Here is a 21,735-nt window from a genome sequence, read left to right on the forward strand (position 1 = left end):
TGGGCAGACCTGACAATACCAGACGATAAAAAAGGAACGCCGGGGCGTTCCTTTTCGTTATCTGTCAGTAAGCGGGCGCTTATTTGGCGTTCTTCAGCACTTCGCTGACAATTTCTACCGCTTCTTTTTCGATCTGCTTGCGGTGTTCATCACCGAGGAAGCTTTCACAGTAGATTTTGTAGGCGTCTTCGGTGCCTGACGGACGGGCAGCAAACCAGCCGTTGTCGGTCATCACTTTCAGGCCACCAATAGAGGCACCGTTACCCGGCGCCGCCGTCAGGCGTGCGGTGATCGGGTCACCGGCCAGGGTGCTGGCGCTAACCATTTCCGGGGAAAGCTTAGACAGCGCCGCTTTCTGTGCCGAGGAGGCCGACGCCTGTAAACGGTTATAGCTCGGCGCGCCGAAACGGGCGGCCAGCTCATCGTAATGCTGTTGCGGGTTTTTACCGGTGACCGCCGTGATTTCCGCCGCCAGCAGGCACATGATGATACCGTCTTTGTCGGTAGACCACGGGGTGCCGTTAAAGCGCAGGAAAGAGGCCCCGGCGCTTTCTTCACCGCCAAAACCAAAGCTGCCATCGAACAGGCCATCAACAAACCATTTAAAGCCAACCGGAACTTCAACCAGTTTACGGCCCAGGTCGTTTACCACCCGGTCAATCATGGCTGAGGAGACCAGAGTCTTCCCTACCGCCACGTCGCTGCCCCACTGCGGACGATGCTGGAACAGATAATTGATCGCCACCGCCAGATAGTGGTTCGGGTTCATTAGCCCTGCCGGGGTAACGATACCGTGGCGGTCATAATCCGGGTCATTGGCGAAGGCCAGATCGAACTTGTCACGCAGCGCCAGCAGGCCCGCCATCGCACATTCAGAGGAGCAGTCCATGCGGATAGCGCCGTCTTTATCGAGGTGCATAAAGCGGAACGTCTGATCAACCTGATCGTTAACAATGGTCAGATCCAGTTTGTAGAACTCGGCAATACGCTTCCAGTATTCAATACCGGAGCCGCCCAGAGGATCAACACCCAGTTTCAGGCCGGCGTTCTGGATGGCTTTCATATCAACGATATCAGCCAGTCCTTCAATATACGGCTGCACCAGATCCACTTCTTTTACGTGACCACTGGCCAGGGCTTGCGCCAGCGGTATACGTTTCACGCCGTTGAGGCCATTGGCCAGCAGCGCATTGGCGCGTTCTTCAATCACTTTGGTGACGTTAGTATCAGCCGGGCCACCGTTCGGCGGATTGTATTTGATACCGCCATCTTCTGGCGGGTTATGGGACGGCGTAATGACAATGCCGTCCGCCTGCGGGCCAGCTTTCTGGTTATGAACCAGAATCGCATTGGACACCGCCGGGGTCGGCGTAAAGCCGTTATCCTGCTGAACAATCACATCCACACCGTTAGCGGCCAGCACTTCCAGTACCGAAATAAACGCCGGTTCAGACAGTGCATGCGTATCCTTACCGACATAGCACGGCCCGGTAATCCCGTTGTTAGCGCGGTTTTCTGCAATCGCCTGGGCAATTGCCAGAATATGCGGCTCGTTAAAGCTGCGGCGCGCTGCGCTGCCGCGGTGCCCTGAGGTACCGAATTTAACGGCATGTTCTGGATTAGCGGTATCAGGTGCCAGTACATAATACTGGGAGGTCAGTTGAGCAACGTTAATCAAGTCGCTCTGCTGCGCCGGAAGACCGGCACGAGGATGGTTAGCCATTGTCTGTTCCTTTCCATAATTGACGCGAAAATCAGATAGTGCCGCACACTTTCTCGATCAGTTCCGCCGGGAACTGCATGGACTGCATGATGTGTTCAACCATCGCGCATTTGCGGCCAGTATTGGTGTTAGTAATCACCCAGTACGGGGTAGCCGGAACCTGTTTCGGTTTGGTCTGGTTACCACTTTTCAATAATGTTTGCGCGTCAGAAGCGAAATATACGCGGGTCCGACCGTGCAAGGATTCCGTTGCGGCGCCAAAGGCGCTTCCGTCCAGGGAATAAAGGGTCGTTAAAATTAATAAGAAACGATTAACAGCTTTCTTCTGTTCGGCATACTCATCGGAGAGCATCAGTTCACGCATGGCGCGGACGCGATCCCGGGATTTATTCACCGGTTTTTCTGCCGGTGCCGCCGCAGGGGCCGCTACCGTGGCTTTAACAGGCACCACGCTGCCAGAGGCAGACTGAGCAGCAGTGATTTTCAGCATACGCCGTAAAATGTCGGACGCGCTCTCACCAATATGCAGAGTGTGGCTGGCAATATAGCGATACAGCTCGTCATCAACTTCAATCGTTTTCATCTTTATCCGGTGCAATAATCTTTCTGAATACAAGTTGTCAGGCGCTTACTTGCCCTTTCAGGCGCGGCGTCCTGGCGTGTCACCTCACCCCAGTCACTGTTTTTTCAGAGTCTGGAATTTACGGCATTCGCCCAGTCCCGCAAGCCGAAAAATCTGAGAGTAAGCTTAACCCAACCTCCCGTAGCGCGAAACCCGGCCAGTAATAATGTTAATTAATCGTTACTTTGCCGCCGGGCAGTAGGTAGAATGCGGAACATGATACCCTAACCTGACCTCAGCCAAAAAAGAACTTTGCCATGAAATTACATGCCCGGGTGCAAACTGCACAACAGATCAACAATAACCTGCCCCTCGTTCTGATCCACGGCCTGTTCGGCAGCCTGGATAATTTAGGGGTGTTGGCCCGGGATCTCGTGCGCGATCACCCGGTGATGCAAGTTGATCTGCGCAATCACGGGTTATCCCCGCGCAGTAGCGATATGCAGTGGGCAGCGCTGGCGGCGGATATTCTCGACACCATGGATAGCGCCGGATTTGATAAGGCGACGCTGATCGGCCACTCCATGGGCGGTAAGACCGCGATGGCGGTTACTGCCCTGGCGCCGGATCGGATTGATAAACTGGTGGCCATTGATATCGCCCCGGTGAATTACCGGGTGCGCCGCCATGACGATATTTTTGCCGGGATTCAGGCTGTCACCGCCGCCGGGGTCACCAGCCGTCATGACGCCACGGCAATTATGCGTGACAGTATAAAGGAAGATGGGGTTATCCAGTTTCTGCTGAAGTCATTTGTCCAGGGCGAGTGGCGCTTTAATGTGCCGGTGCTGTGGGAGAATTATGCCGGTATTGTCGGCTGGGATGAAGTTCCCCCCTGGTCACACCCGGCGATGTTTATCTGCGGCGGCGACTCTCCTTATGTGAAGCCGGAATACCGGGAGGCGATTTTACGCCAGTTCCCCCAGGCCCAGGCCCGCGTGATAGCCGGGACCGGCCACTGGGTGCATGCTGAAAAACCCGACACCGTACTGCGGGTTATTCGCCAGTTCCTCTCTTCCGGGGAGGCTTCCGGCCGGGAATCTGCTTAAAAACCCATCGACTGATTTTCAGATTAGCCTTACGCGTTGGCGCGCCCTGTTCCCTGTTGTATTATGGCGCGCTAATTAATACGCCCGGACTTACTGTTCCGTCGCCTGTTTCCTCTGGCAATACTCTTTATCATGGCAAAAGAACAAACGGACCGTACGACACTCGATCTGTTCGCAGATGAACGTCGCCCGGGTCGACCGAAAACGAATCCGTTGTCACGTGACGAACAGTTACGCATCAATAAACGGAATCAGCTCAAACGCGATAAAGTCCGCAGGCTTAAGCGTGTGGAACTTAAACTGAATAGTGACGCCGTGGATGCGCTGAATCAACTGGCGGAAGCGCGTAATATCAGCCGCAGTGAACTTATCGAAATCATGTTGATGGACTTACTCAGCGACACCCTGGCAGGAAAGTCCCCCCGCTAACCGAGAATCTGCCGTTCCCCGTGGTGTATCAACACCAAAGGGGAGCCGCCACTTCCATGTCGCAGACTGTGCACTCGGTACTGATAGCAGTTTCCGCAGCGGGAGCTGTTCTGCTATCATTGTCCGAATCCATGGCATCAAGCAGCCACCCTATTTTAAGATTCAAGAGGTTATCTTACTCATGGCGATCGTAGGCATTTTTTTCGGCAGCGACACCGGCAATACCGAAAACATCGCAAAAATGATTCAAAAACAGCTCGGTAAAGATGTTGCTGAGGTGCACGACATTGCTAAAAGCAGCAAAGAAGATCTGGCCGCTTTTGATATTCTGCTGCTCGGTATTCCGACCTGGTACTACGGTGAAGCTCAGTGTGACTGGGATGACTTTTTCCCGACCCTGGAAGAAGTAGATTTCACCGGCAAGCTGGTGGCCCTGTTTGGCTGCGGCGATCAGGAAGATTACGCAGAGTATTTCTGTGATGCGCTGGGCACGATTCGCGACATCATCGAACCGCGCGGCGCTACCATTGTTGGCCACTGGTCTACCGAGGGTTACCACTTTGAAGCCTCTAAAGGCCTGGTGGATGACAACCACTTCGTGGGTCTGGCTATTGATGAAGACCGCCAGCCGGAGCTGACCCAGCAGCGTGTTGACGCCTGGGTTAAACAAATCTCCGCAGAAATGCAGCTCAGTGATATCATCAACGCCTGATGATAGCCCGGTGCAGGCTCAGGGCTGCGCCGGGTCATCGGTTTCACCTATAAAAAATATCGATAACAAGAATTGCTACAAGTTTTTAACTTTATATCAGAACGCGGTACACTAAAGGCCGCTTTAATGAATGTTTTTTCTTGTGATGCAGTGCTGACATTCGTTCACTAAAGGCTCTATTTGTGTGATGTTTCGTAGTTTTCATTTAGAATCAGCGGTTCTATAATGAGACGCATTCATCTTTTGTTGTACCCGTTTTTAACTCCCTCAGGGGGCTAAATCGCTAAGCAACAGGATAACTCCCGCATGACTGACAATAACAACGCGTTAAAGAAGGCTGGCCTTAAAGTCACACTTCCCCGGCTGAAAATCCTTGAAGTGTTACAGGTGCCGGCTAACCATCACGTCAGTGCGGAAGAGCTGTACAAACGACTGATCGATATGGGTGAAGAGATTGGGCTGGCCACCGTGTACCGTGTGCTGAACCAGTTTGATGATGCTGGTATCGTCACCCGGCATAATTTCGAAGGTGGCAAGTCGGTATTTGAACTGACCCAGCAACATCACCACGATCACCTGATTTGCCTGGACTGTGGCAAAGTGATCGAATTCAGTGATGACTCCATTGAAGTTCGCCAGCGTGAAATCGCGACCCGTCATGGTATTCGCCTGACCAACCACAGTCTGTATCTGTATGGCCACTGCGCTGAAGGGGATTGCCGTGAGAATGAACATGCTCACGACGACACTAAGTAACATCAGTCCCCACTGAAAATTAACCGGGTTATGCCCGGTTTTTTTATCGCTGTTCATCCGGAGGAAATGCAGCGCCGGAAATACGCTAACCATGTCGCCGCATAAAAAACGGTGGCCCCCGCCACCGTTTTTAAGCATCCCCTGCCGCGGCAGGTTATTTCGCCGTTGTCACCCGGCTGGTGCGCTGGCCATCAGGGCTCCGGGTGCGAACCTGTACATCCCCGCTCACCTGTGGGCGCGCGCTGTCCTGATAGCGCTGCCACTGTTTACCGTTATCCAGTGAGTATTCAATGGCGATACCCGGCAGGCTGACATTGGCTTCCAGTACACCATTGGCCACCCGGGCACCGGGCACCGGCAGGCGATAAGCGATGGCGGTTTTATCCACTTTCGCCAGTTCACGCTGACCCAGCAGGTTGGCAAACCGCTCCCAGTCTTTATGCAGCGCTTGCGCATCCACATGATGGGTAACCCCGCCCTGATACTCACGTCCGGCCTGGAACGGTTGCTCCCAGCCCGCTTTATGCCAGGCGCGTTCTGCCATCACGATAATCCGCGGGAACAACCGGTATTCCAGCTCATCGTCGGTGCGTACCACCTCACTCCACACCTGGGCAGACATCCCGTACGCCCCCGGCCAGGGTTTATCAGACTTGGCGGTAAAGGCCATCCCGTCACGATCCACGGAGGTTTCCGCATTCTGCGGCAGGTTGTTCGGGGCAAAACTGAACAGTTTACGTTCGTCGGTAAAACGGGTGCCCCAGTAGTACCCCGGCTCCATCGGATCGACTTCATAAGGGAAGTCGAGATAGACATAATCCGGGTTGGAGATGGTGACCTCATAGCCTTTATTGGCCCAGTCATTGGCGGAGTCCGCCCCACCCCAGTACAGGGTATCCCAGAAGTTGACCCCCACCCGTTTAGTGGCAAATGCCTGCGCGTCTTTGGCATCTTTCAGGCCATCCTGCCAGGCCTGCATTTTCTCAATACCGTGCTTGTCGACAATTTTACTCACTTCCACCGCGAACCAGCTCGGCAGATGATCCATATCCTCGACTTTGCCCGCTTTCAGCATTGCCTGGCAAACCTGAGACTTCGCCCAGGGTTTATCCTGCTTGCTAAGATCCAGCTGGCCTTTGCCCGCTTCCGGTTTGTTTTTATCGGTATAGCCAGGGCCGAGGTAGATATTCTTCGCTTCATCCCCCCCAAAGTGCCAGGTGCTCAACGGCAGCCCGGCCTCTTTGTGCATCTGCTGGATCTCACCGATCACTTTATCAATAAAGTTACGGGACGACTCCAGACACGGGTTGAGGTAGCCTGTGCGATCGTAGAACTGCACCCCGCGGGTATTGGAGGTATCTGTCGGATCCAGCAGGCGATACGCGCTGGCCTCCTGGGTTTTACCGGCTTTCATCAGCCGATCATAACGCGCTTCCATGGCGATCACCGCCGCCCGGGCGTGGGCCGGTACGTCTATCTCCGGGATAACCTCGATATGGCGGGCTTTGGCATATTTCAGGATCTCAATATAGTCTGCTTTGGTGAAGAACCCACTGCCGTTGGTGGAGGTATCCGGGCCGGACCCCAGCTGCGGCAGCAGACAGGTTTTTTCGCTCAGATCGTGGCAACGCTTACTGCCTATCTCGGTCAGCTCCGGCAGGCCGGGGATTTCGATACGCCAGCCTTCGTCGTCCGTTAAGTGGAAGTGGAATTTATTCAGCTTGTAGGCGGCCATTTGATCCAGCGCACGCAGGATCACCGCTTTACTGTGGAAGTTGCGCCCGACATCAATAAACATCCCGCGATACGGGAAGCGCGGGGCATCCTGAGCGTCCAGGGTGGCGATTTTCATCGCGCCCTGGGTGGGGATCAGCGACAAAATAGACTGCATCCCATAGAACACCCCGGCCTGATCATAGCCGGTCACCACGGCCTCTTTGGCACCGATATGCAGGCGATATGCCCCCGGAACCGCATCGTCACCGTTAAATTCACCGCTGGCAATCTGGGCGTTAACCGGGTAACTGCCGTCGGTTTTAACCCCCAGCAGCGCAAAGCGATCGGTTATCGCCTGGGCAGAAGGCGCCGACAGCGCTGACAGATCCAGTTTTACCCCTTTACTGAGATCAACATCCTGGCCGTGAACCGTAACCCGGGACGGACTGGGCAGGATCTGCCCGCGCAGCTGCTGGGCGTTAATCAGCTTCACATCGCTGTTCTTCTCAAAACGCGCTTCGGCCGTCATCAGGATATTTTTATCGTCCGGGGTCCGCTTCCACTGATCGCCGGTAATGGGTGATACAAACTGGGTGACATCTTCGGTATTGGTGCTGGCAATCACTTTCGGGGTCGCATCGCCGGAGGTCACATACCAGCGCGGGATGACATCCGTCATAAACAGCTGCCAGTATTCATTCACAATCGGGATGGTTACCGACTGCCCGGCGGGGAAGCCGGTAAATTTTTTGGTCGGCGACAATTTGTGAAGATCACCGACAATATGGGTGACCGTAAACTGATCGTTATCGATTTTCAGGATCTGGCGAATACTTGGGAAATAAATCGCCCAGTCGCTGTCGGTAATCGCCTCACCGTGATTGGTCAGGGTAATGGTCGCCTTATTACAGGAGGCCCAGTCAGCCCCCAGAGCGGCGCAGTCCACGCCATTCTGGGCCGCATGGTTGTCATTAATGGTGTAGTTAACCGCCAATTGGCTGATGCGATCCACGGTTTGCTGGCCGGCAAATGCCGCGCCGCTGGCGATCAATCCGGCAATGACCGTTGCCGGTATGCTTGCTTTAAACATGCTGATTCCCTCGTCCCTTATTGTGGTTGATTGCTGGCGTGGAGCTCCTGCCAAATGCGGGTACAGATAACGTTAGCCTCTTCATCATTCCCGGATTTACGGGCGTTAATGCAGTGCTGATAATCCAGCACTTTGACCTGCTGCTGTTCGGCAAAGGCCTGATGTTGCGTCTCGGTACGTAATACCTTCAGCACCTCCTGGCAGGCGGCAACCTTGTCAGGGTTGCCGTCGGCGCTGCGAATGCAGGCGCTGTAGGCCTCTTTCAACCGGCTATCCTGCTGTGGGGCGGGTGTGGTGGTACACCCGGCAATCGCCAGCCCAGCCAGCAATAAACAGATCTGCTTTTTCATTGATTCACTCCATTAATGGCGGGCAGCCCGGCTGCCCGGCTGGCTTCAGAACACGGTAAACGGGGCAATGACGATAAACTTCACGTCACGTTCATCCTGGAAAATATTGCCGTATCCGCCGCCATAGCTGGGGATATCCGAGTGGTTGTCATACTGGGTGAAGTGCAGTTTAAACAGCGTGCCTTTGGCCCGCCCTTCCTGCACGGTGTACATGGCATCGAGGCTGTAGGCGGACTCTTTCAGATGGCGATTGGCGTTGTAGAAGCCGTCGTCCGTTGGCCGGGAACTGGGCTTGGCGCCCCAGCCGTAGACATACGAGGCCCCTACCGCCCAGCCTGGAAGGTTCCAGTTGCTGAGGTCATACATGCTGCCGAAGAACACCGCTTTTTCGCCGTTGGCGTTAAAGTCGGAGCGGTTATCCCACCAGATATCCAGCCGCCCGTTAGACGACGCATAGGTGGGGGTCATACGCTGTAAGAAGTAGCCCTGGGGGCCATCGGATTTGACCCAGGTCCCTTCCAGGCGCAATTCAACCTGGCCAATGGTGTAACCGAAGGTCAGCGCCTGTAACCAGGCCGTGCCGTCGTAGGCATCGGTCGGACCGCTGCTGATTTTATCCCGGGCGCCGTAGAACTGATAGCTGGTGCTCAGGGGGCCGCCGGGGATATCAAATTTATAGCTCGCTTTGGCAAAATACTGATCGATATAGCCTTTCGACTGGCCAAATGCCGCTTCCAGTACTAAATCATTTTTAAAGTCGTACCGGGCGCCCAGCGAGTGCAGATAATCGACTTTGGTGTGGCCATCAATCTGATAAAAGCGATCCATTTCAATATGCCACGGCGCTTTATATTGGTTGGTCCACATATAGGAGAAACTCAGCAGGCCATTTTGCTCGAAGTCAAATTTCGCCCCGGCTTCCGCCCCCTGATAAGTCCCCGGCATAAAACTCCAGTGCGGCGCTAATAATGTCTGGCCGGTAGGCTGAATATAACCGGCCCGGGCCCAGACGGGGCCGTACTGGAATTTAGCCGCGGCTTTATACAGACTCACGCCGCTTTTATCGCCGCTCCAGTCCTCTTTATAGGCTTTATTACTGGAGGAGAACGCGATTTCATTAGGGTGGCCGCTGGCTGAGTTTTCGGCCATTTCCACCGCGGTAAACACCGCCACATCGAGGCCAAACATATCCGCCGCATAGCCAGACTGGAAATCAAGATTGGCGTTCCAGGTTGAGTGCGACAGGTTAGTTTTATATTTCCCGTTATCGGTGACATCTTTACGGTCACGTTCACGTTGCCAGTAATAAATGCCGCCCGTCATGGTTGAATCATCAATAAACCCGGCGGCCTGAGCCACGGGGGCGGCCCCCCAGCCGGATAGCGCCGTTACGCTGGCGATAGCTAAAGCTAACGCACTACGTTTACCCCTCAAGGTACGCATATGGAAATTCCTCTTTGACGAATAAAAGTGCCCGTGCAATACACAAGGCAAAAAAATAAATAATAAAAAATATCTGCAGTTCGGGACGCAAACCGCCTGACACCACAGGTGCTAGATTATTTTTCGCGACGCGAATTATCAATCAAGAATTGCCGGGGATTATCAGAATTATGACGAGGGACACACAATTGGTGATATTTTGTTACATGAAATTATTTTCGCGACAGGCGCTTGATTTACGCGCTATAAACGGTCGTCACAGCGGCACAATGCATACTAGTCCACCGTTTTCCGATGACATTATCACCAGAACACATAATAGAACCTTATTAGCGTCATTCACTTCATCAGGGTATTATTTCGCGACGCGAATGATTACATTCACTACTGGATAAGCACAGCGGGTTTCCGCCGCACCGGGCGGATAACTCAGTAAAAAATGCCAAAAAAACGCCGCATATATGCGGCGTTTTCTCAGCAAGCGCGGCGGCGATTACCCGGCCACTTTTGCCCAAGTGTCACGCAGGCCAACAGTACGGTTAAATACCGGTTTTTCCGCAGTGGAATGCACGCTGTCGAGGCAGAAATACCCTTCACGCTCAAACTGGAAGGCATTACCCTGCTCTGCATTGCTCAGGCCAGGCTCCGCATATCCCTGACGGATAACCAGGGATTCCGGGTTAATGGTGGCCAGGAAGTCGTCTGCGGCGCCCGGGTTCGGCACGCTAAACAGACGGTCATACAGGCGGATCTCTACCGGCAGCGCGTGTGCGGCGCTAACCCAGTGGATAACCCCTTTCACCTTGCGCCCGTCAGCCGGATCCTTGCTCAGGGTGTCCGCATCGTAGGAGCAGTAAATCGTGGTGATGTTACCGGCATCGTCCTTCTCAACGCGTTCTGCCTTGATGACATAAGCGTTACGCAGGCGCACTTCTTTGCCCAGCACCAGACGTTTGTACTGTTTGTTGGCTTCTTCGCGGAAGTCGGCGCGATCGATCCAGATTTCCCCGCTGAACGGCACATCGCGGCTGCCCATTTCCGGTTTATTCGGATGGTTCGGCATGGCGATAATTTCACTGCTGCCCTGCGGGTAGTTTTCAAGGACCACTTTAACCGGGTCGATAACTGCCATTGCGCGCGGGGCGTTTTCATTCAGGTCTTCGCGGATGCAGGCTTCCAGCGCGGCCATTTCCACGTTGTTGTCCTGTTTGGTAACCCCAATGCGTTTGCAGAACTCACGGACCGCAGCTGCGGTATAACCGCGACGGCGCAGGCCAGAAATGGTCGGCATACGCGGATCGTTCCAGCCTTCGACGATATGGTCGGTCACCAGCAGGTTCAGTTTACGCTTGGACATCACAGTGTATTCGAGATTCAGGCGGGAGAACTCATACTGGTGCGGGTGCGCATCAATGGTGATGTGCTCCAGAACCCAGTCATACAGACGACGGTTATCCTGAAACTCCAGCGTACATAGTGAGTGGGTTATCCCTTCCAGGGCATCGGAGATGCAGTGGGTGAAATCATACATCGGGTAGATGCACCACTTATTACCGGTCTGGTGGTGTTCGGCGAACTTGATTCGGTACAGCACCGGGTCACGCATCACGATAAACGGTGACGCCATATCAATTTTGGCACGCAGGCAGGCCGCCCCTTCCGCAAAGCCACCGGCGCGCATTTTTTCGAACAGCGCGAGGTTTTCTTCAATGGTGCGATCGCGGAACGGGCTATTTTTACCCGGCTGGGTCAGGGTGCCGCGGTATTCACGGATCTGCTCAGCAGAAAGCTCATCAACATAGGCCAGGCCTTTATTGATTAACTCAATGGCATAGTGATACAGCTGGTCGAAGTAGTTTGATGAGTAACGAATATCGCCACTCCAGTGGAAACCCAGCCACTGCACGTCATTTTTGATCGACTCAACGAATTCGATATCTTCTTTCGTCGGGTTGGTATCATCAAAACGCAGGTTGCACAGCCCCTGATAATCCCGGGCAATACCAAAGTTCAGGCAAATTGATTTGGCGTGGCCAATATGCAGGTAACCGTTGGGTTCCGGCGGGAAACGGGTGCAGATTGTTGTGTGCTTACCACTGGCCAGATCTTCATCAATGATCTGACGAATAAAATTAGTTGGGCGGGCTTCAGCCTCACTCATCGCAAAGTCCTCAAAGCGGAAACATCGGTTAACGGTACATGATCTTATAAGCTGCGGCGTGACACAACCTTTTCATTGCACAAAATCATATACCGCCAGTGTTATTGAGGGAATAGCGAAGAGCAGCCAGTGCGATCGGTTATGCCGGGGAACCATCATCCCCGGCAGGCCAGCGATTACGGCTGACGCTGGGCGAACTCCTGTTTCGCCTTTTGCAGCTGTTGCTGGAAGTTGGGGTTGTTATGCAAGGTGGCCACAATCGCGGAGCCCACAACCCGGGCAGCATCAACATCGCTCTGCCAGTGATAACCGCAAATGACCCGGCTCTGGCCCAGTTCATAGCCCCGTTTCAGAATAGCATTCTGGCGCTGGGGGTTAACTTCAGCCAGCACCAGTGCCGTGGCCCAGCCAATGGAGGTATGGCCAGAAGGATAGGAGCCATTTTTCGACAGTTTATCCTGTTCGGTGGTATTACAGGTCGGCACCCCGTAGAACGCAAATGGCCGGATGCGCATGTAATGATCTTTGGCGCTGCGGGTGGCCAGGTCCCCGGCATCTTCAATCATATTGGTCAGCAGCTTGTGGAGCGCCGGGGCGTCTTTGGCGGTAATCGGGCTGCCAAATGCCCCGGAGAACGCGTTTGCCACCCCGCCACTGCTCAGGTTAGCGTCTTCTGCCGCCAGTTTGCCCCGCGGCGTGTTGCGTAGCAGCCTTCCCTGCTCATACATCGCCTGATCGTTCAGGAACGCAATGCTGCCCACTTCTGGCGGCGGCGGTAACAGCGCCAGGCTGTCGATGGATTCGCTGTTTTTCAGGTAGTAGAGATCGGGTTTGGTGGTGGTGTCATTTCCGGGGGCCGCCAGGGCAAATGCCTGAGCAGAGAACAACGCGGTAAAACAAAGCGCGAGAACACGTTTTTTCATCTGTATACCTTTACTGTGCGTGTTGATCCTGTGAGCGATAAGTGTTGTCTGTTATCAACAGTTTGCCAGTATGTATGCCAGAGCCAGGTGAATAACCGGGGCTGTATCACAAATCTGCACGGTACACGATAAACCATAAAAAAAGCGGCCAGGGGAAACCCCGGCCGCTCAGGCATAACGACTACTCAGGAATTATCGTAAATTACTTGCCTTTAATCTCATACAGCGGCGTCTGGCCCGCAACCACGGTGCCTTTCGCCTGGAATACCAGACCGCTAAAGTCATCGATGTTGCTGCACACTACCGGGCTTATCATCGAACGGGCATTGGCATTCAGATAATCCAGATCCATCTCCAGAACCGGCTGACCTGCGGTTACCTCGGCACCTTCTTCCACCAGCCGGGTAAAGCCCTTGCCATCCAGTGCCACGGTATCGAGCCCCATGTGCACCACAATCTCTGCGCCTTTCTCAGTTTCCAGGCAGAACGCATGATTGGTATTGAAGATTTTCACAATGGTCCCGGCAGCCGGGGACACCACGGTTTTGTCAGTCGGCTTAATCGCTACACCATCGCCCACGGCTTTGCTGGCAAAGGCTTCGTCCGGTACGGTTTCCAGATCCACCACTTCACCACTTACCGGCGCCACCAGTGCGGCAATCACCGGTTTACCGCTGACAGGCACCGCCTGTGGTTTTGCCGCTGCCGCCGGGGCTGCCGGAGCCGCTGCCGCAGGCGCCGCATCCACATGACCGGTGGTTTTCATGGCGTTGGCAATTTTCTCGGCCACGAAGCCAACAATAATCTGCACACTGGTTTTGTTGAGGCGAATCACCCCGGACGCACCCAGACGTTTCGCCAGCGCGTCGTTAACCATCGCGCTGTCTTTTACGGTCAAGCGCAGACGGGTAATACAGGCGTCGATACCGGTCAGGTTATCGGAGCCACCAATCGCGGCAATATACTGTTTTGCCAGCGCAGCAGAGTCCTGCTCACCACCGGCAGCACCGCCGCCGACATTCTGATCCTGGCCATCGCTTTCGCTGCCGCTTACCGCCAGCTCACGACCCGGGGTCATCATGTTGAATTTGGTGATAGCAAAGCGGAACACCACGTAGTAGATAACAAAGAACACCAGACCCTGCGGGATCAGCATCCACCAGTGGGTGGCCAGCGGGTTGCGGGACTGCAGCGCCATATCCACCAGACCAGCACTGAAGCCGAAGCCGGAAATCCACTGCATGGCCGCAGCGATATAGACGGAGATACCGGTCAGCACCGCGTGAATGAAGTACAGTACTGGCGCCACGAACATAAAGGAGAATTCCAGCGGCTCAGTGATACCGGTGAAGAAGGCAGCAAAAGCACCCGCCATCATAATACCGGCCACTTTGGCTTTATTCTCCGGGCGGGCACACTGGTAAATCGCCAGCGCTGCACCCGGCAGGCCGAACATCATGATCGGGAAGAAGCCCGCCTGATAACGCCCGGTGATCCCCACGACCGCTTTGCCGGCTTCAATAGACTGCGCACCGCCGAGGAAGTTAGGAATATCGTTAATACCGGCAACGTCAAACCAGAACACCGAGTTCAGCGCATGGTGCAGACCAACCGGGATCAACAGACGGTTAAAGAAGGCATACAGACCGGCACCGGCAGAACCCAGTTTCTGGATATGTTCACCGAAGGTTACCAGGCCCGCAAACACAACCGGCCACAGGTACATCAGGATGAACGCCACCAGGATCATCACGAAAGAGGTGATAATCGGCACCAGACGGCGGCCGCTGAAGAAAGAGAGTGCTTTAGGCAGCTCTACCGCGCTGAACCGGTTATACAGTTCGGCGGAGATAATACCCACCATGATGCCCACGAACTGGTTCTGAATCTTCGCGAACGCCGCGGGAACCTGATCCAGTGGGATCTTTTGAATCATTGCCACTGATGCTGGCGCACAGAGTGTGGTCAGTACCAGGAAGCCGACGAAACCCGCCAGGGCGGCGGCACCGTCTTTATCTTTAGACATACCGTATGCGATACCCACCGCAAACAGCACACCCATATTATCAATGATGGCGGAACCAGATTTAATGAAGAAGGCCGCAAGGGCGTTATCTCCCCCCCAGCCAATCGGGTCAATCCAGTAACCAACCCCCATCAGTATTGCTGCTGCTGGCAGTGTGGCAACTGGCACCATAAGGGCCCGTCCCACGCGTTGTAAATAACCAAGAATACTCACTTTATTCCCCCTATGAGACCCTATTAGCGGCCTGCAGGCCATATTTTTTATAGTGTCACGCTATCGAATGTCAGTTAGCAAATCTACTCACAACCGAAGTGTGTGAAAAATTAATTCGTATCGCAAATTAAAAGCGCCCCTTTTGTGATTACAATCACCAAATATCCTCTCGCAACCCTCCAGTCACTGGCCAATACAGAAAACTTATTTTATCATTCAAAAAATCAAAACAGAGGAAGCTTTACCACTCTGTCCTGGAATCCATTTACACTTAGCCAGGCACTCCTCTGACACATATTTCAAACTTAACTATAGAGGTGAATGATGAGACTGATTCCCCTGGCGACGGCTGAGCAGGTAGGCACATGGTCCGCCCGGCATATCGTTAATCGCATTAATGCTTTCAAACCCACCGCGGATCGCCCATTCGTGCTGGGCCTGCCTACTGGCGGTACGCCGCTGGCCACCTATAAAGCACTGATCGAGATGTACAACGCCGGGGAGGTTAGCTTTAAAAACGTCGTCACCTTTAATATGGATGAGTACGTTGGGCTGCCGGAAGATCACCCGGAGAGCTACCATACGTTTATGCATCGAAATTTCTTTGATCATATTGATATTCCCGCTGAAAATATCAATCTGCTCGATGGAAATGTGGCCGATGTCGATGCAGAGTGTCGCCGCTATGAAGAGAAAATCCGCGCCTACGGTAAAATCCATCTGTTTATGGGCGGCGTCGGCAACGACGGTCATATCGCCTTTAACGAACCGGCGTCCTCCCTCTCCTCCCGCACCCGCATTAAAACCCTGACCCATGACACCCGGGTAGCAAACTCACGTTTCTTCGGTGGGGATGTCAATAAAGTGCCAAAATACGCGCTGACGGTGGGTGTGGGTACGCTGCTGGATGCCGAAGAAGTCATGATCCTGGTGCTGGGCCACGTCAAAGCCCAGGCGCTGCAAGCGGCTGTCGAAGGCAGCGTTAACCATATGTGGACCATCAGTTGCCTGCAGCTGCATCCTAAGACACTGATTGTGTGCGATGAGCCGTCCACCATGGAGTTGAAAGTGAAAACGCTGAAGTACTTCACTGAGCTGGAAGCGGAAAATATTAAAGGTTTTTAAGTCTGTTTGATACCGGGGGTATTTATGTATGCATTAACTCACGGCCGTATCTATAGCGGCCATGAAGTCCTGGACGACCATGCAGTTGTAATTGCGAATGGCCTGATTGAGCGCGTTTGTCCTGTTGCGGAACTACCGGCTGGCATTGAACAACGTGACATGGGGGGCGCCATCATTGCCCCCGGATTTATTGATGTACAACTGAACGGATGCGGTGGCGTACAGTTCAACGATACGGCGGAAGCCATCTCGGTTGAAACGCTGGAAATTATGCAAAAAGCCAATGAGAAATCGGGCTGCACCAGCTACCTGCCGACCCTGATCACCACCAGCGACGCCCTGATGCAACAAGGCGTGCGGGTAATGCGCGAATATAAAGCCAAACACCCGAACCAGGCCCTGGGCCTGCATCTGGAAGGGCCGTGGCTGAACATCATCAAAAAAGGCACCCACAACCCGGACTTCGTGCGCAAACCGGAACCCCAACTGGTGGATTTCCTGTGCCAGAATGCTGATGTGATAACCAAAATCACCCTGGCGCCAGAAATGGTGGAACCGGAAGTGATCGAAAAACTGACCGCCGCCGGGATAGTGATCTCCGCCGGGCACTCGAACGCCACCTGGAAAGAAGCAAAACGCGGCTTCCGTGCCGGTATCCGTTTCGCCACTCACCTGTTCAATGCCATGCCGTATATTACGGGCCGCGAGCCAGGCCTGGCGGGGGCGGTATTTGATGAGCCGGATCTGTACTGCGGGATTATCTGTGACGGTCTGCACGTGGATTATTCCAATATCCGCATGGCCAAACGCATTAAAGGCGACAAGCTGTGCCTGGTGACCGACGCCACTGCACCGGCCGGGGCGAACATTGACCAGTTCATTTTCGCCGGGAAAACAATATACTACCGTAATGGACTTTGCGTGGATGAAAACGGCACCCTGAGTGGCTCGTCGCTCACCATGATAGAAGGGGTTCGCAACCTGGTAGAACATGTCAACCTGGCGCTGGATGAAGTGCTGCGGATGGCAACCCTCTACCCGGCACGCGCCATGGGTGTGGATAATACCCTCGGCAGCATTGCTGCGGGTAAAGTTGCGAATATCACGGTATTCAACCGCGATTATCATATTATCAGGACCATCGTTAATGGTGACGAGGTCGTAACCGGATAAGTAATGCATGACCACTGGCGGACAAGCTCAAATAGGCAATGTTGATCTGGTAAAGCAATTAAACAGCGCGGCCGTTTACCGCCTGATTGATCTGCATGGGCCGATCTCGAGAATTCAAATCGCGGAACAAAGTCAGCTTGCCCCCGCCAGTGTGACCAAAATAACCCGCCAACTCATTGAGCGCGGGTTAATTAAAGAAGTGGATCAGCAGGCCTCTACCGGGGGCCGCCGCGCTATTTCGATTGTCACGGAAACCCGTGGCTTTCAGGCTATCGGCGTGCGCCTTGGGCGCTACGATGCCACCATCACCCTGTTTGACCTGAGCGCAAAACATCTCGCCGAGGAGCACTACCCGCTGCCACAGCGTACTCAGGAAACCCTCGAAACCGCGCTGATCAACGCCATCAGCCATTTTATTGAAAACTGCCAGCGCAAAATTCGCGAGCTGATTGCCATCTCGGTTATCCTCCCGGGCCTGGTTGACCCGGACAGCGGTATCGTGCGCTATATGCCCCATATCCAGGTCCATAACTGGGGGCTGGTCGGGTTACTGGAGCAGCGTTTTAATATCACCTGTTTTGTCGGCCACGATATTCGCAGCCTGGCCCTGGCCGAGCACTATTTCGGCGCCACCCAGGATTGTGAAGATTCGATTTTGGTGCGTGTCCACCGGGGGACCGGGGCGGGGATTTTATCCAACGGCCAGATATTTATTGGCCGTAATGGCAATGTCGGTGAAATTGGCCACATTCAGATTGACCCACTGGGGGAGCGCTGCCACTGTGGCAACTTCGGCTGTCTGGAAACCGTCGCCGCCAATGCGGCCATTGAACACCGGGTGCGCCAGTTAATGGAACAGGGCTATCCGACCCGGCTGACCCCGGACGAATGCAAGATAGAGCACATCTGCAAAGCCGCCAATAAAGGCGACGCGCTGGCCTGTGAAGTGCTGGAGTACGTTGGCCGCCAGTTGGGTAAGGCCATTGCCATTGCGATTAATTTATTTAACCCGCAAAAAGTGGTGATTGCCGGTGAGATAACCGAGTCTGCCAAAGTGATCCTGCCCGCCATTGAACGTTGCATTGCGGCACAGGCGCTGAAGGCGTTTCGCCACGATTTACCGGTGGTTTGCTCCCAACTGGATGACCGTTCCGCGGTGGGGGCATTTGCCCTGGTGAAGCGTTCGATGCTTAACGGCGCCCTGCTACAGCGTCTGCTGGAAAGTTAGCAAGCAATCCATTAATCCAGGCTATAGTAACCGCCTGCTTATATTTATGTCACCGAGTTGTCCATGACCCTTAAGAATGTAATTTGTGATATCGACGGCGTACTGATGCACGATAACGTGGCAATACCCGGTGCCGCCGCCTTCCTTAATGGCATCCTTGAAAAAGGACTGTCTTTGGTTCTGCTGACAAACTACCCGTCCCAAACCGGCCAGGATCTGGCGAACCGTTTTGCCTCCGCCGGTCTTGATCTGCCGGACAGCGTTTTTTACACCTCGGCGATGGCAACCGCCGACTTCTTACGCCGCCAGGAAGGTAAAAAAGCCTATGTGGTGGGTGAAGGGGCCTTGATCCACGAGCTGTATAAAGCCGGTTTTACCATCACGGATATTAACCCGGACTTTGTTATCGTCGGGGAGACCCGCTCCTATAACTGGGAAATGATGCACAAAGCCGCGTTCTTTGTCGCCAACGGCGCCCGGTTTATTGCCACCAACCCGGACACCCACGGCCACGGTTTTTCTCCTGCCTGCGGCGCGCTGTGTGCCGGTATTGAAAAAATCGCCGGGCGTAAACCGTTCTACGTGGGGAAACCGAGCCCGTGGATTATCCGCGCAGCGCTGAATAAAATGCAGGCGCACTCCGAAGAGACCGTGATCGTCGGGGACAATCTGCGTACCGATATTCTGGCGGGCTTTCAGGCCGGCCTGGAAACGATACTGGTGCTTTCCGGTGTCTCGACACTTGAAGACATTGACGATATGCCGTTCCGCCCTAGCTGGATCTACCCGTCAGTGGCCGAAATCGACGTTATTTAATCCCTCCTCGTACCGGTTAGCGGTACGAGAGATTCTCCCGCCTGCGGTTATCCCTCTCATCAAACAATCCCTGATAAAATTGCCGATCCGCTAATTTCTCCGCTTGTTAATTGGTCTTTTTTCAACAATCTGTAATCGGTGTTGTTTTTTTTGCGGTAACCGGGCAAAAGGCTTGCACAACCGGCAACAAATGGGGCATTTTCTTATCCATGACGTGCAGACAGAGGCAAAAAAACAGCAAAGCGCCCCTGCACAACAAACAACATCACGCTCAGTCTCATGGAGAAGTTTATGTGCTCAATTTTTGGTGTTCTGGATATTAAAACTGACGCAGGTGAGTTGCGTAAAAAAGCGCTGGAGCTTTCCCGCCTGATGCGCCACCGTGGCCCGGACTGGTCCGGTATTTACGCCAGCGATAACGCCATTCTGGCGCATGAGCGCCTGTCAATTGTTGACGTCAACGCCGGTGCCCAGCCGCTGTACAACGTCGCCAAAACCCATGTGCTGGCGGTCAACGGTGAAATCTACAACCACCAGGCGCTGCGCGCCGAATACGGTGACCGTTATCAGTTTCAGACCGGGTCCGACTGCGAAGTTATCCTCGCGCTGTACCAGGAAAAAGGCCCGAACTTCCTCGACGATTTACAGGGCATGTTTGCGTTTATTCTTTATGATGCCCAGCAAGACGCCTACCTGATTGGCCGCGACCATGTCGGTATTATCCCGCTGTATATGGGCTACGACGAGTTCGGCAACTTCTATGTGGCATCAGAAATGAAAGCCCTGACCCCGGTATGCCGCACCATCAAAGAGTTCCCCGCCGGCAGCTACCTGTGGAGTAAGGACGGTGAAATCCGCGAATACTACCAGCGTGACTGGTTCAGCTATGACGCGGTAAAAGATAACGTGACCGATCGCAACGTGCTGCGCCAGGCGCTGGAAGAGTCCGTCAAAAGTCACCTGATGTCCGACGTCCCCTACGGCGTGCTGCTGTCCGGTGGCCTGGATTCATCCATTATCTCTGCGGTAACCAAGAAATTTGCCGCCCGTCGGGTAGAAGATCAAGAGCGCAGTGAAGCCTGGTGGCCACAACTGCACTCCTTTGCGGTGGGCCTTGAGGGTTCCCCGGATCTGAAAGCCGCCCAGGAAGTGGCGAACCACCTCGGTACGGTACACCATGAAATTCACTTCACGGTCCAGGAAGGGCTGGACGCCATCCGTGACGTGATTTATCACATCGAAACCTACGATGTGACCACGATCCGCGCCTCAACCCCGATGTACCTGATGTCCCGCAAAATTAAAGCGATGGGGATCAAAATGGTGCTCTCCGGGGAAGGCTCCGACGAAGTATTTGGCGGCTATCTCTATTTTCATAAAGCCCCCAATGCCAAAGAGCTGCATGAAGAGACAGTGCGTAAATTACAGGCGCTGCATATGTATGACTGCGCCCGGGCCAACAAAGCCATGTCGGCCTGGGGTGTCGAAGCCCGGGTACCGTTCCTGGATAAAAAGTTCCTTGATGTGGCGATGCGCATCAACCCGGAAGACAAAATGTGCGGCAGCAACGGCAAGATGGAAAAACATATCCTGCGCGAATGTTTTGAATCTTACCTGCCGGCCAGCGTCGCCTGGCGCCAGAAAGAGCAGTTCTCTGACGGGGTGGGCTACAGCTGGATTGACTCGCTAAAAGAGGTCGCTAACCAGCAGATAACCGATCAGCAGCTGGAAACGGCGCACTTCCGCTTCCCGTATAACACCCCGGCATCGAAGGAAGCCTACCTGTATCGTGAGATCTTTGAAGCGCTGTTCCCGGTGCCGAGTGCAGCGGAATGTGTCCCTGGTGGCCCTTCAGTGGCCTGCTCGTCGGCGAAAGCCATCGAATGGGACGAAACCTTCAAAAAGATGGACGATCCCTCCGGCCGCGCAGTAGGCGTACATCAGTCCGCCTACCAGAAGTAAACTGCCGCTGAAAATAGCTTAACAAACGGGCCTGCGGGCCCGTTTTTTGATAGACTCTGTCGCCGTTGAGCCACCATATTCCGGTTAATTAACCAGAAGTTGTCGATAAAATCAGCAAGCTGTTCGTAAGTCAGACAAACACGCCATTCACACCGACTTTTGGCAAAAAACTTGTTGACGCTGCAAGGCCCAATACGCATAATGCGCCCCGCACCGCC

The 21,735-nt window shown here is 54.1% G+C and carries 17 protein-coding genes; 9 read left to right on the forward strand and 8 right to left on the reverse strand.

The annotated features are described in order from the left end of the window. Positions 1–79: 79 nt before the first annotated feature. Entirely contained in the window at positions 80–1,723 is a 1,644-nt protein-coding gene (gene pgm, locus F9C28_RS06065; RefSeq protein ID WP_199014341.1) for a phosphoglucomutase (alpha-D-glucose-1,6-bisphosphate-dependent), read from the reverse strand. Between the two features lie 31 nt (positions 1,724–1,754). Then, complete coding sequence (gene seqA, locus F9C28_RS06070; RefSeq protein ID WP_199014342.1) at positions 1,755–2,306, reverse strand: replication initiation negative regulator SeqA; 552 nt, start codon at positions 2,304–2,306, stop codon at positions 1,755–1,757. Positions 2,307–2,602: 296 nt separating this feature from the next. Here seqA and ybfF point away from each other — a divergent pair, with 296 nt between their 5' ends. The 4 genes from ybfF to fur all read left to right on the forward strand — a co-directional run bounded on the left by ybfF (position 2,603) and on the right by fur (position 5,291). Next, positions 2,603–3,394 (forward strand): esterase, encoded by a 792-nt coding sequence (gene ybfF, locus F9C28_RS06075; RefSeq protein WP_199014343.1) that lies wholly within the window; start codon positions 2,603–2,605, stop codon positions 3,392–3,394. A gap of 132 nt (positions 3,395–3,526) precedes the next feature. Further along, on the forward strand, positions 3,527–3,823 hold the full coding sequence (ybfE, locus tag F9C28_RS06080) for a LexA regulated protein (protein ID WP_199014344.1): 297 nt from the start codon (positions 3,527–3,529) through the stop codon (positions 3,821–3,823). 181 nt (positions 3,824–4,004) lie between these two features. Beyond that, positions 4,005–4,535, forward strand: a complete 531-nt coding sequence (gene fldA / locus F9C28_RS06085) for a flavodoxin FldA (protein WP_199014345.1) — start codon at positions 4,005–4,007, stop codon at positions 4,533–4,535. A 306-nt stretch (positions 4,536–4,841) separates the two neighbouring features. Further along, on the forward strand, positions 4,842–5,291 hold the full coding sequence (gene fur / locus F9C28_RS06090) for a ferric iron uptake transcriptional regulator (RefSeq protein ID WP_199014346.1): 450 nt from the start codon (positions 4,842–4,844) through the stop codon (positions 5,289–5,291). A 154-nt stretch (positions 5,292–5,445) separates the two neighbouring features. Here fur and F9C28_RS06095 read toward each other — a convergent pair whose 3' ends face one another. The 6 genes from F9C28_RS06095 to nagE all read right to left on the reverse strand — a co-directional run bounded on the left by F9C28_RS06095 (position 5,446) and on the right by nagE (position 15,213). Next, positions 5,446–8,097 carry a beta-N-acetylhexosaminidase gene (locus F9C28_RS06095; RefSeq protein WP_199014347.1) on the reverse strand — a complete coding sequence of 884 codons (2,652 nt, stop codon included), beginning with the start codon at positions 8,095–8,097 and terminating at the stop codon, positions 5,446–5,448. 17 nt (positions 8,098–8,114) lie between these two features. Continuing rightward, entirely contained in the window at positions 8,115–8,447 is a 333-nt protein-coding gene (gene chiQ, locus F9C28_RS06100; RefSeq protein WP_199014348.1) for a ChiQ/YbfN family lipoprotein, read from the reverse strand. A 45-nt stretch (positions 8,448–8,492) separates the two neighbouring features. Further along, positions 8,493–9,890, reverse strand: a complete 1,398-nt coding sequence (chiP, locus tag F9C28_RS06105) for a chitoporin ChiP (protein WP_199014349.1) — start codon at positions 9,888–9,890, stop codon at positions 8,493–8,495. A 493-nt stretch (positions 9,891–10,383) separates the two neighbouring features. After that, positions 10,384–12,051, reverse strand: a complete 1,668-nt coding sequence (glnS, locus tag F9C28_RS06110) for a glutamine--tRNA ligase (protein ID WP_199014350.1) — start codon at positions 12,049–12,051, stop codon at positions 10,384–10,386. Between the two features lie 176 nt (positions 12,052–12,227). Further along, complete coding sequence (phoC, locus tag F9C28_RS06115; RefSeq protein ID WP_199014351.1) at positions 12,228–12,974, reverse strand: acid phosphatase PhoC; 747 nt, start codon at positions 12,972–12,974, stop codon at positions 12,228–12,230. Positions 12,975–13,176: 202 nt separating this feature from the next. Next, positions 13,177–15,213, reverse strand: coding sequence for an N-acetylglucosamine-specific PTS transporter subunit IIBC (gene nagE, locus F9C28_RS06120; RefSeq protein ID WP_199014352.1), 2,037 nt, complete (start codon positions 15,211–15,213; stop codon positions 13,177–13,179). Positions 15,214–15,537: 324 nt separating this feature from the next. Between nagE and nagB the strand changes: the two genes are divergently transcribed. From nagB to asnB, 5 genes are all read left to right on the forward strand, one after another. Further along, positions 15,538–16,338 (forward strand): glucosamine-6-phosphate deaminase, encoded by an 801-nt coding sequence (gene nagB / locus F9C28_RS06125; RefSeq protein WP_199014400.1) that lies wholly within the window; start codon positions 15,538–15,540, stop codon positions 16,336–16,338. A 24-nt stretch (positions 16,339–16,362) separates the two neighbouring features. Then, complete coding sequence (nagA, locus tag F9C28_RS06130) at positions 16,363–17,511, forward strand: N-acetylglucosamine-6-phosphate deacetylase (RefSeq protein WP_199014353.1); 1,149 nt, start codon at positions 16,363–16,365, stop codon at positions 17,509–17,511. A gap of 7 nt (positions 17,512–17,518) precedes the next feature. Next, complete coding sequence (gene nagC / locus F9C28_RS06135) at positions 17,519–18,739, forward strand: DNA-binding transcriptional regulator NagC (protein WP_199014354.1); 1,221 nt, start codon at positions 17,519–17,521, stop codon at positions 18,737–18,739. 63 nt (positions 18,740–18,802) lie between these two features. After that, a complete protein-coding gene (locus F9C28_RS06140) occupies positions 18,803–19,555 on the forward strand; it encodes an HAD-IIA family hydrolase (protein ID WP_199014355.1) in 753 nt (250 codons plus the stop codon). 291 nt (positions 19,556–19,846) lie between these two features. Beyond that, positions 19,847–21,517 (forward strand): asparagine synthase B, encoded by a 1,671-nt coding sequence (asnB, locus tag F9C28_RS06145; protein ID WP_199014356.1) that lies wholly within the window; start codon positions 19,847–19,849, stop codon positions 21,515–21,517. The last annotated feature ends 218 nt before the right edge of the window (positions 21,518–21,735 follow it).

The sequence above is a fragment of the Shimwellia pseudoproteus genome, from assembly GCF_016415625.1.
In the GTDB taxonomy this organism is placed as follows: Bacteria; Pseudomonadota; Gammaproteobacteria; order Enterobacterales; family Enterobacteriaceae; genus Shimwellia; species Shimwellia pseudoproteus.

What these genes read in the sequence shown, in the direction of transcription:
- pgm (WP_199014341.1), bottom strand. Translation starts at nt 1,723, where the DNA reads ATGGCTAACCATCCTCGTGCCGGTCTTCCGGCGCAGCAGAGCGACTTG.
- seqA (WP_199014342.1), bottom strand. Translation starts at nt 2,306, where the DNA reads ATGAAAACGATTGAAGTTGATGACGAGCTGTATCGCTATATTGCCAGC.
- ybfF (WP_199014343.1), top strand. Translation starts at nt 2,603, where the DNA reads ATGAAATTACATGCCCGGGTGCAAACTGCACAACAGATCAACAATAAC.
- ybfE (WP_199014344.1), top strand. Translation starts at nt 3,527, where the DNA reads ATGGCAAAAGAACAAACGGACCGTACGACACTCGATCTGTTCGCAGAT.
- fldA (WP_199014345.1), top strand. Translation starts at nt 4,005, where the DNA reads ATGGCGATCGTAGGCATTTTTTTCGGCAGCGACACCGGCAATACCGAA.
- fur (WP_199014346.1), top strand. Translation starts at nt 4,842, where the DNA reads ATGACTGACAATAACAACGCGTTAAAGAAGGCTGGCCTTAAAGTCACA.
- F9C28_RS06095 (WP_199014347.1), bottom strand. Translation starts at nt 8,097, where the DNA reads ATGTTTAAAGCAAGCATACCGGCAACGGTCATTGCCGGATTGATCGCC.
- chiQ (WP_199014348.1), bottom strand. Translation starts at nt 8,447, where the DNA reads ATGAAAAAGCAGATCTGTTTATTGCTGGCTGGGCTGGCGATTGCCGGG.
- chiP (WP_199014349.1), bottom strand. Translation starts at nt 9,890, where the DNA reads ATGCGTACCTTGAGGGGTAAACGTAGTGCGTTAGCTTTAGCTATCGCC.
- glnS (WP_199014350.1), bottom strand. Translation starts at nt 12,051, where the DNA reads ATGAGTGAGGCTGAAGCCCGCCCAACTAATTTTATTCGTCAGATCATT.
- phoC (WP_199014351.1), bottom strand. Translation starts at nt 12,974, where the DNA reads ATGAAAAAACGTGTTCTCGCGCTTTGTTTTACCGCGTTGTTCTCTGCT.
- nagB (WP_199014400.1), top strand. Translation starts at nt 15,538, where the DNA reads ATGAGACTGATTCCCCTGGCGACGGCTGAGCAGGTAGGCACATGGTCC.
- nagA (WP_199014353.1), top strand. Translation starts at nt 16,363, where the DNA reads ATGTATGCATTAACTCACGGCCGTATCTATAGCGGCCATGAAGTCCTG.
- nagC (WP_199014354.1), top strand. Translation starts at nt 17,519, where the DNA reads ATGACCACTGGCGGACAAGCTCAAATAGGCAATGTTGATCTGGTAAAG.
- F9C28_RS06140 (WP_199014355.1), top strand. Translation starts at nt 18,803, where the DNA reads ATGACCCTTAAGAATGTAATTTGTGATATCGACGGCGTACTGATGCAC.
- asnB (WP_199014356.1), top strand. Translation starts at nt 19,847, where the DNA reads ATGTGCTCAATTTTTGGTGTTCTGGATATTAAAACTGACGCAGGTGAG.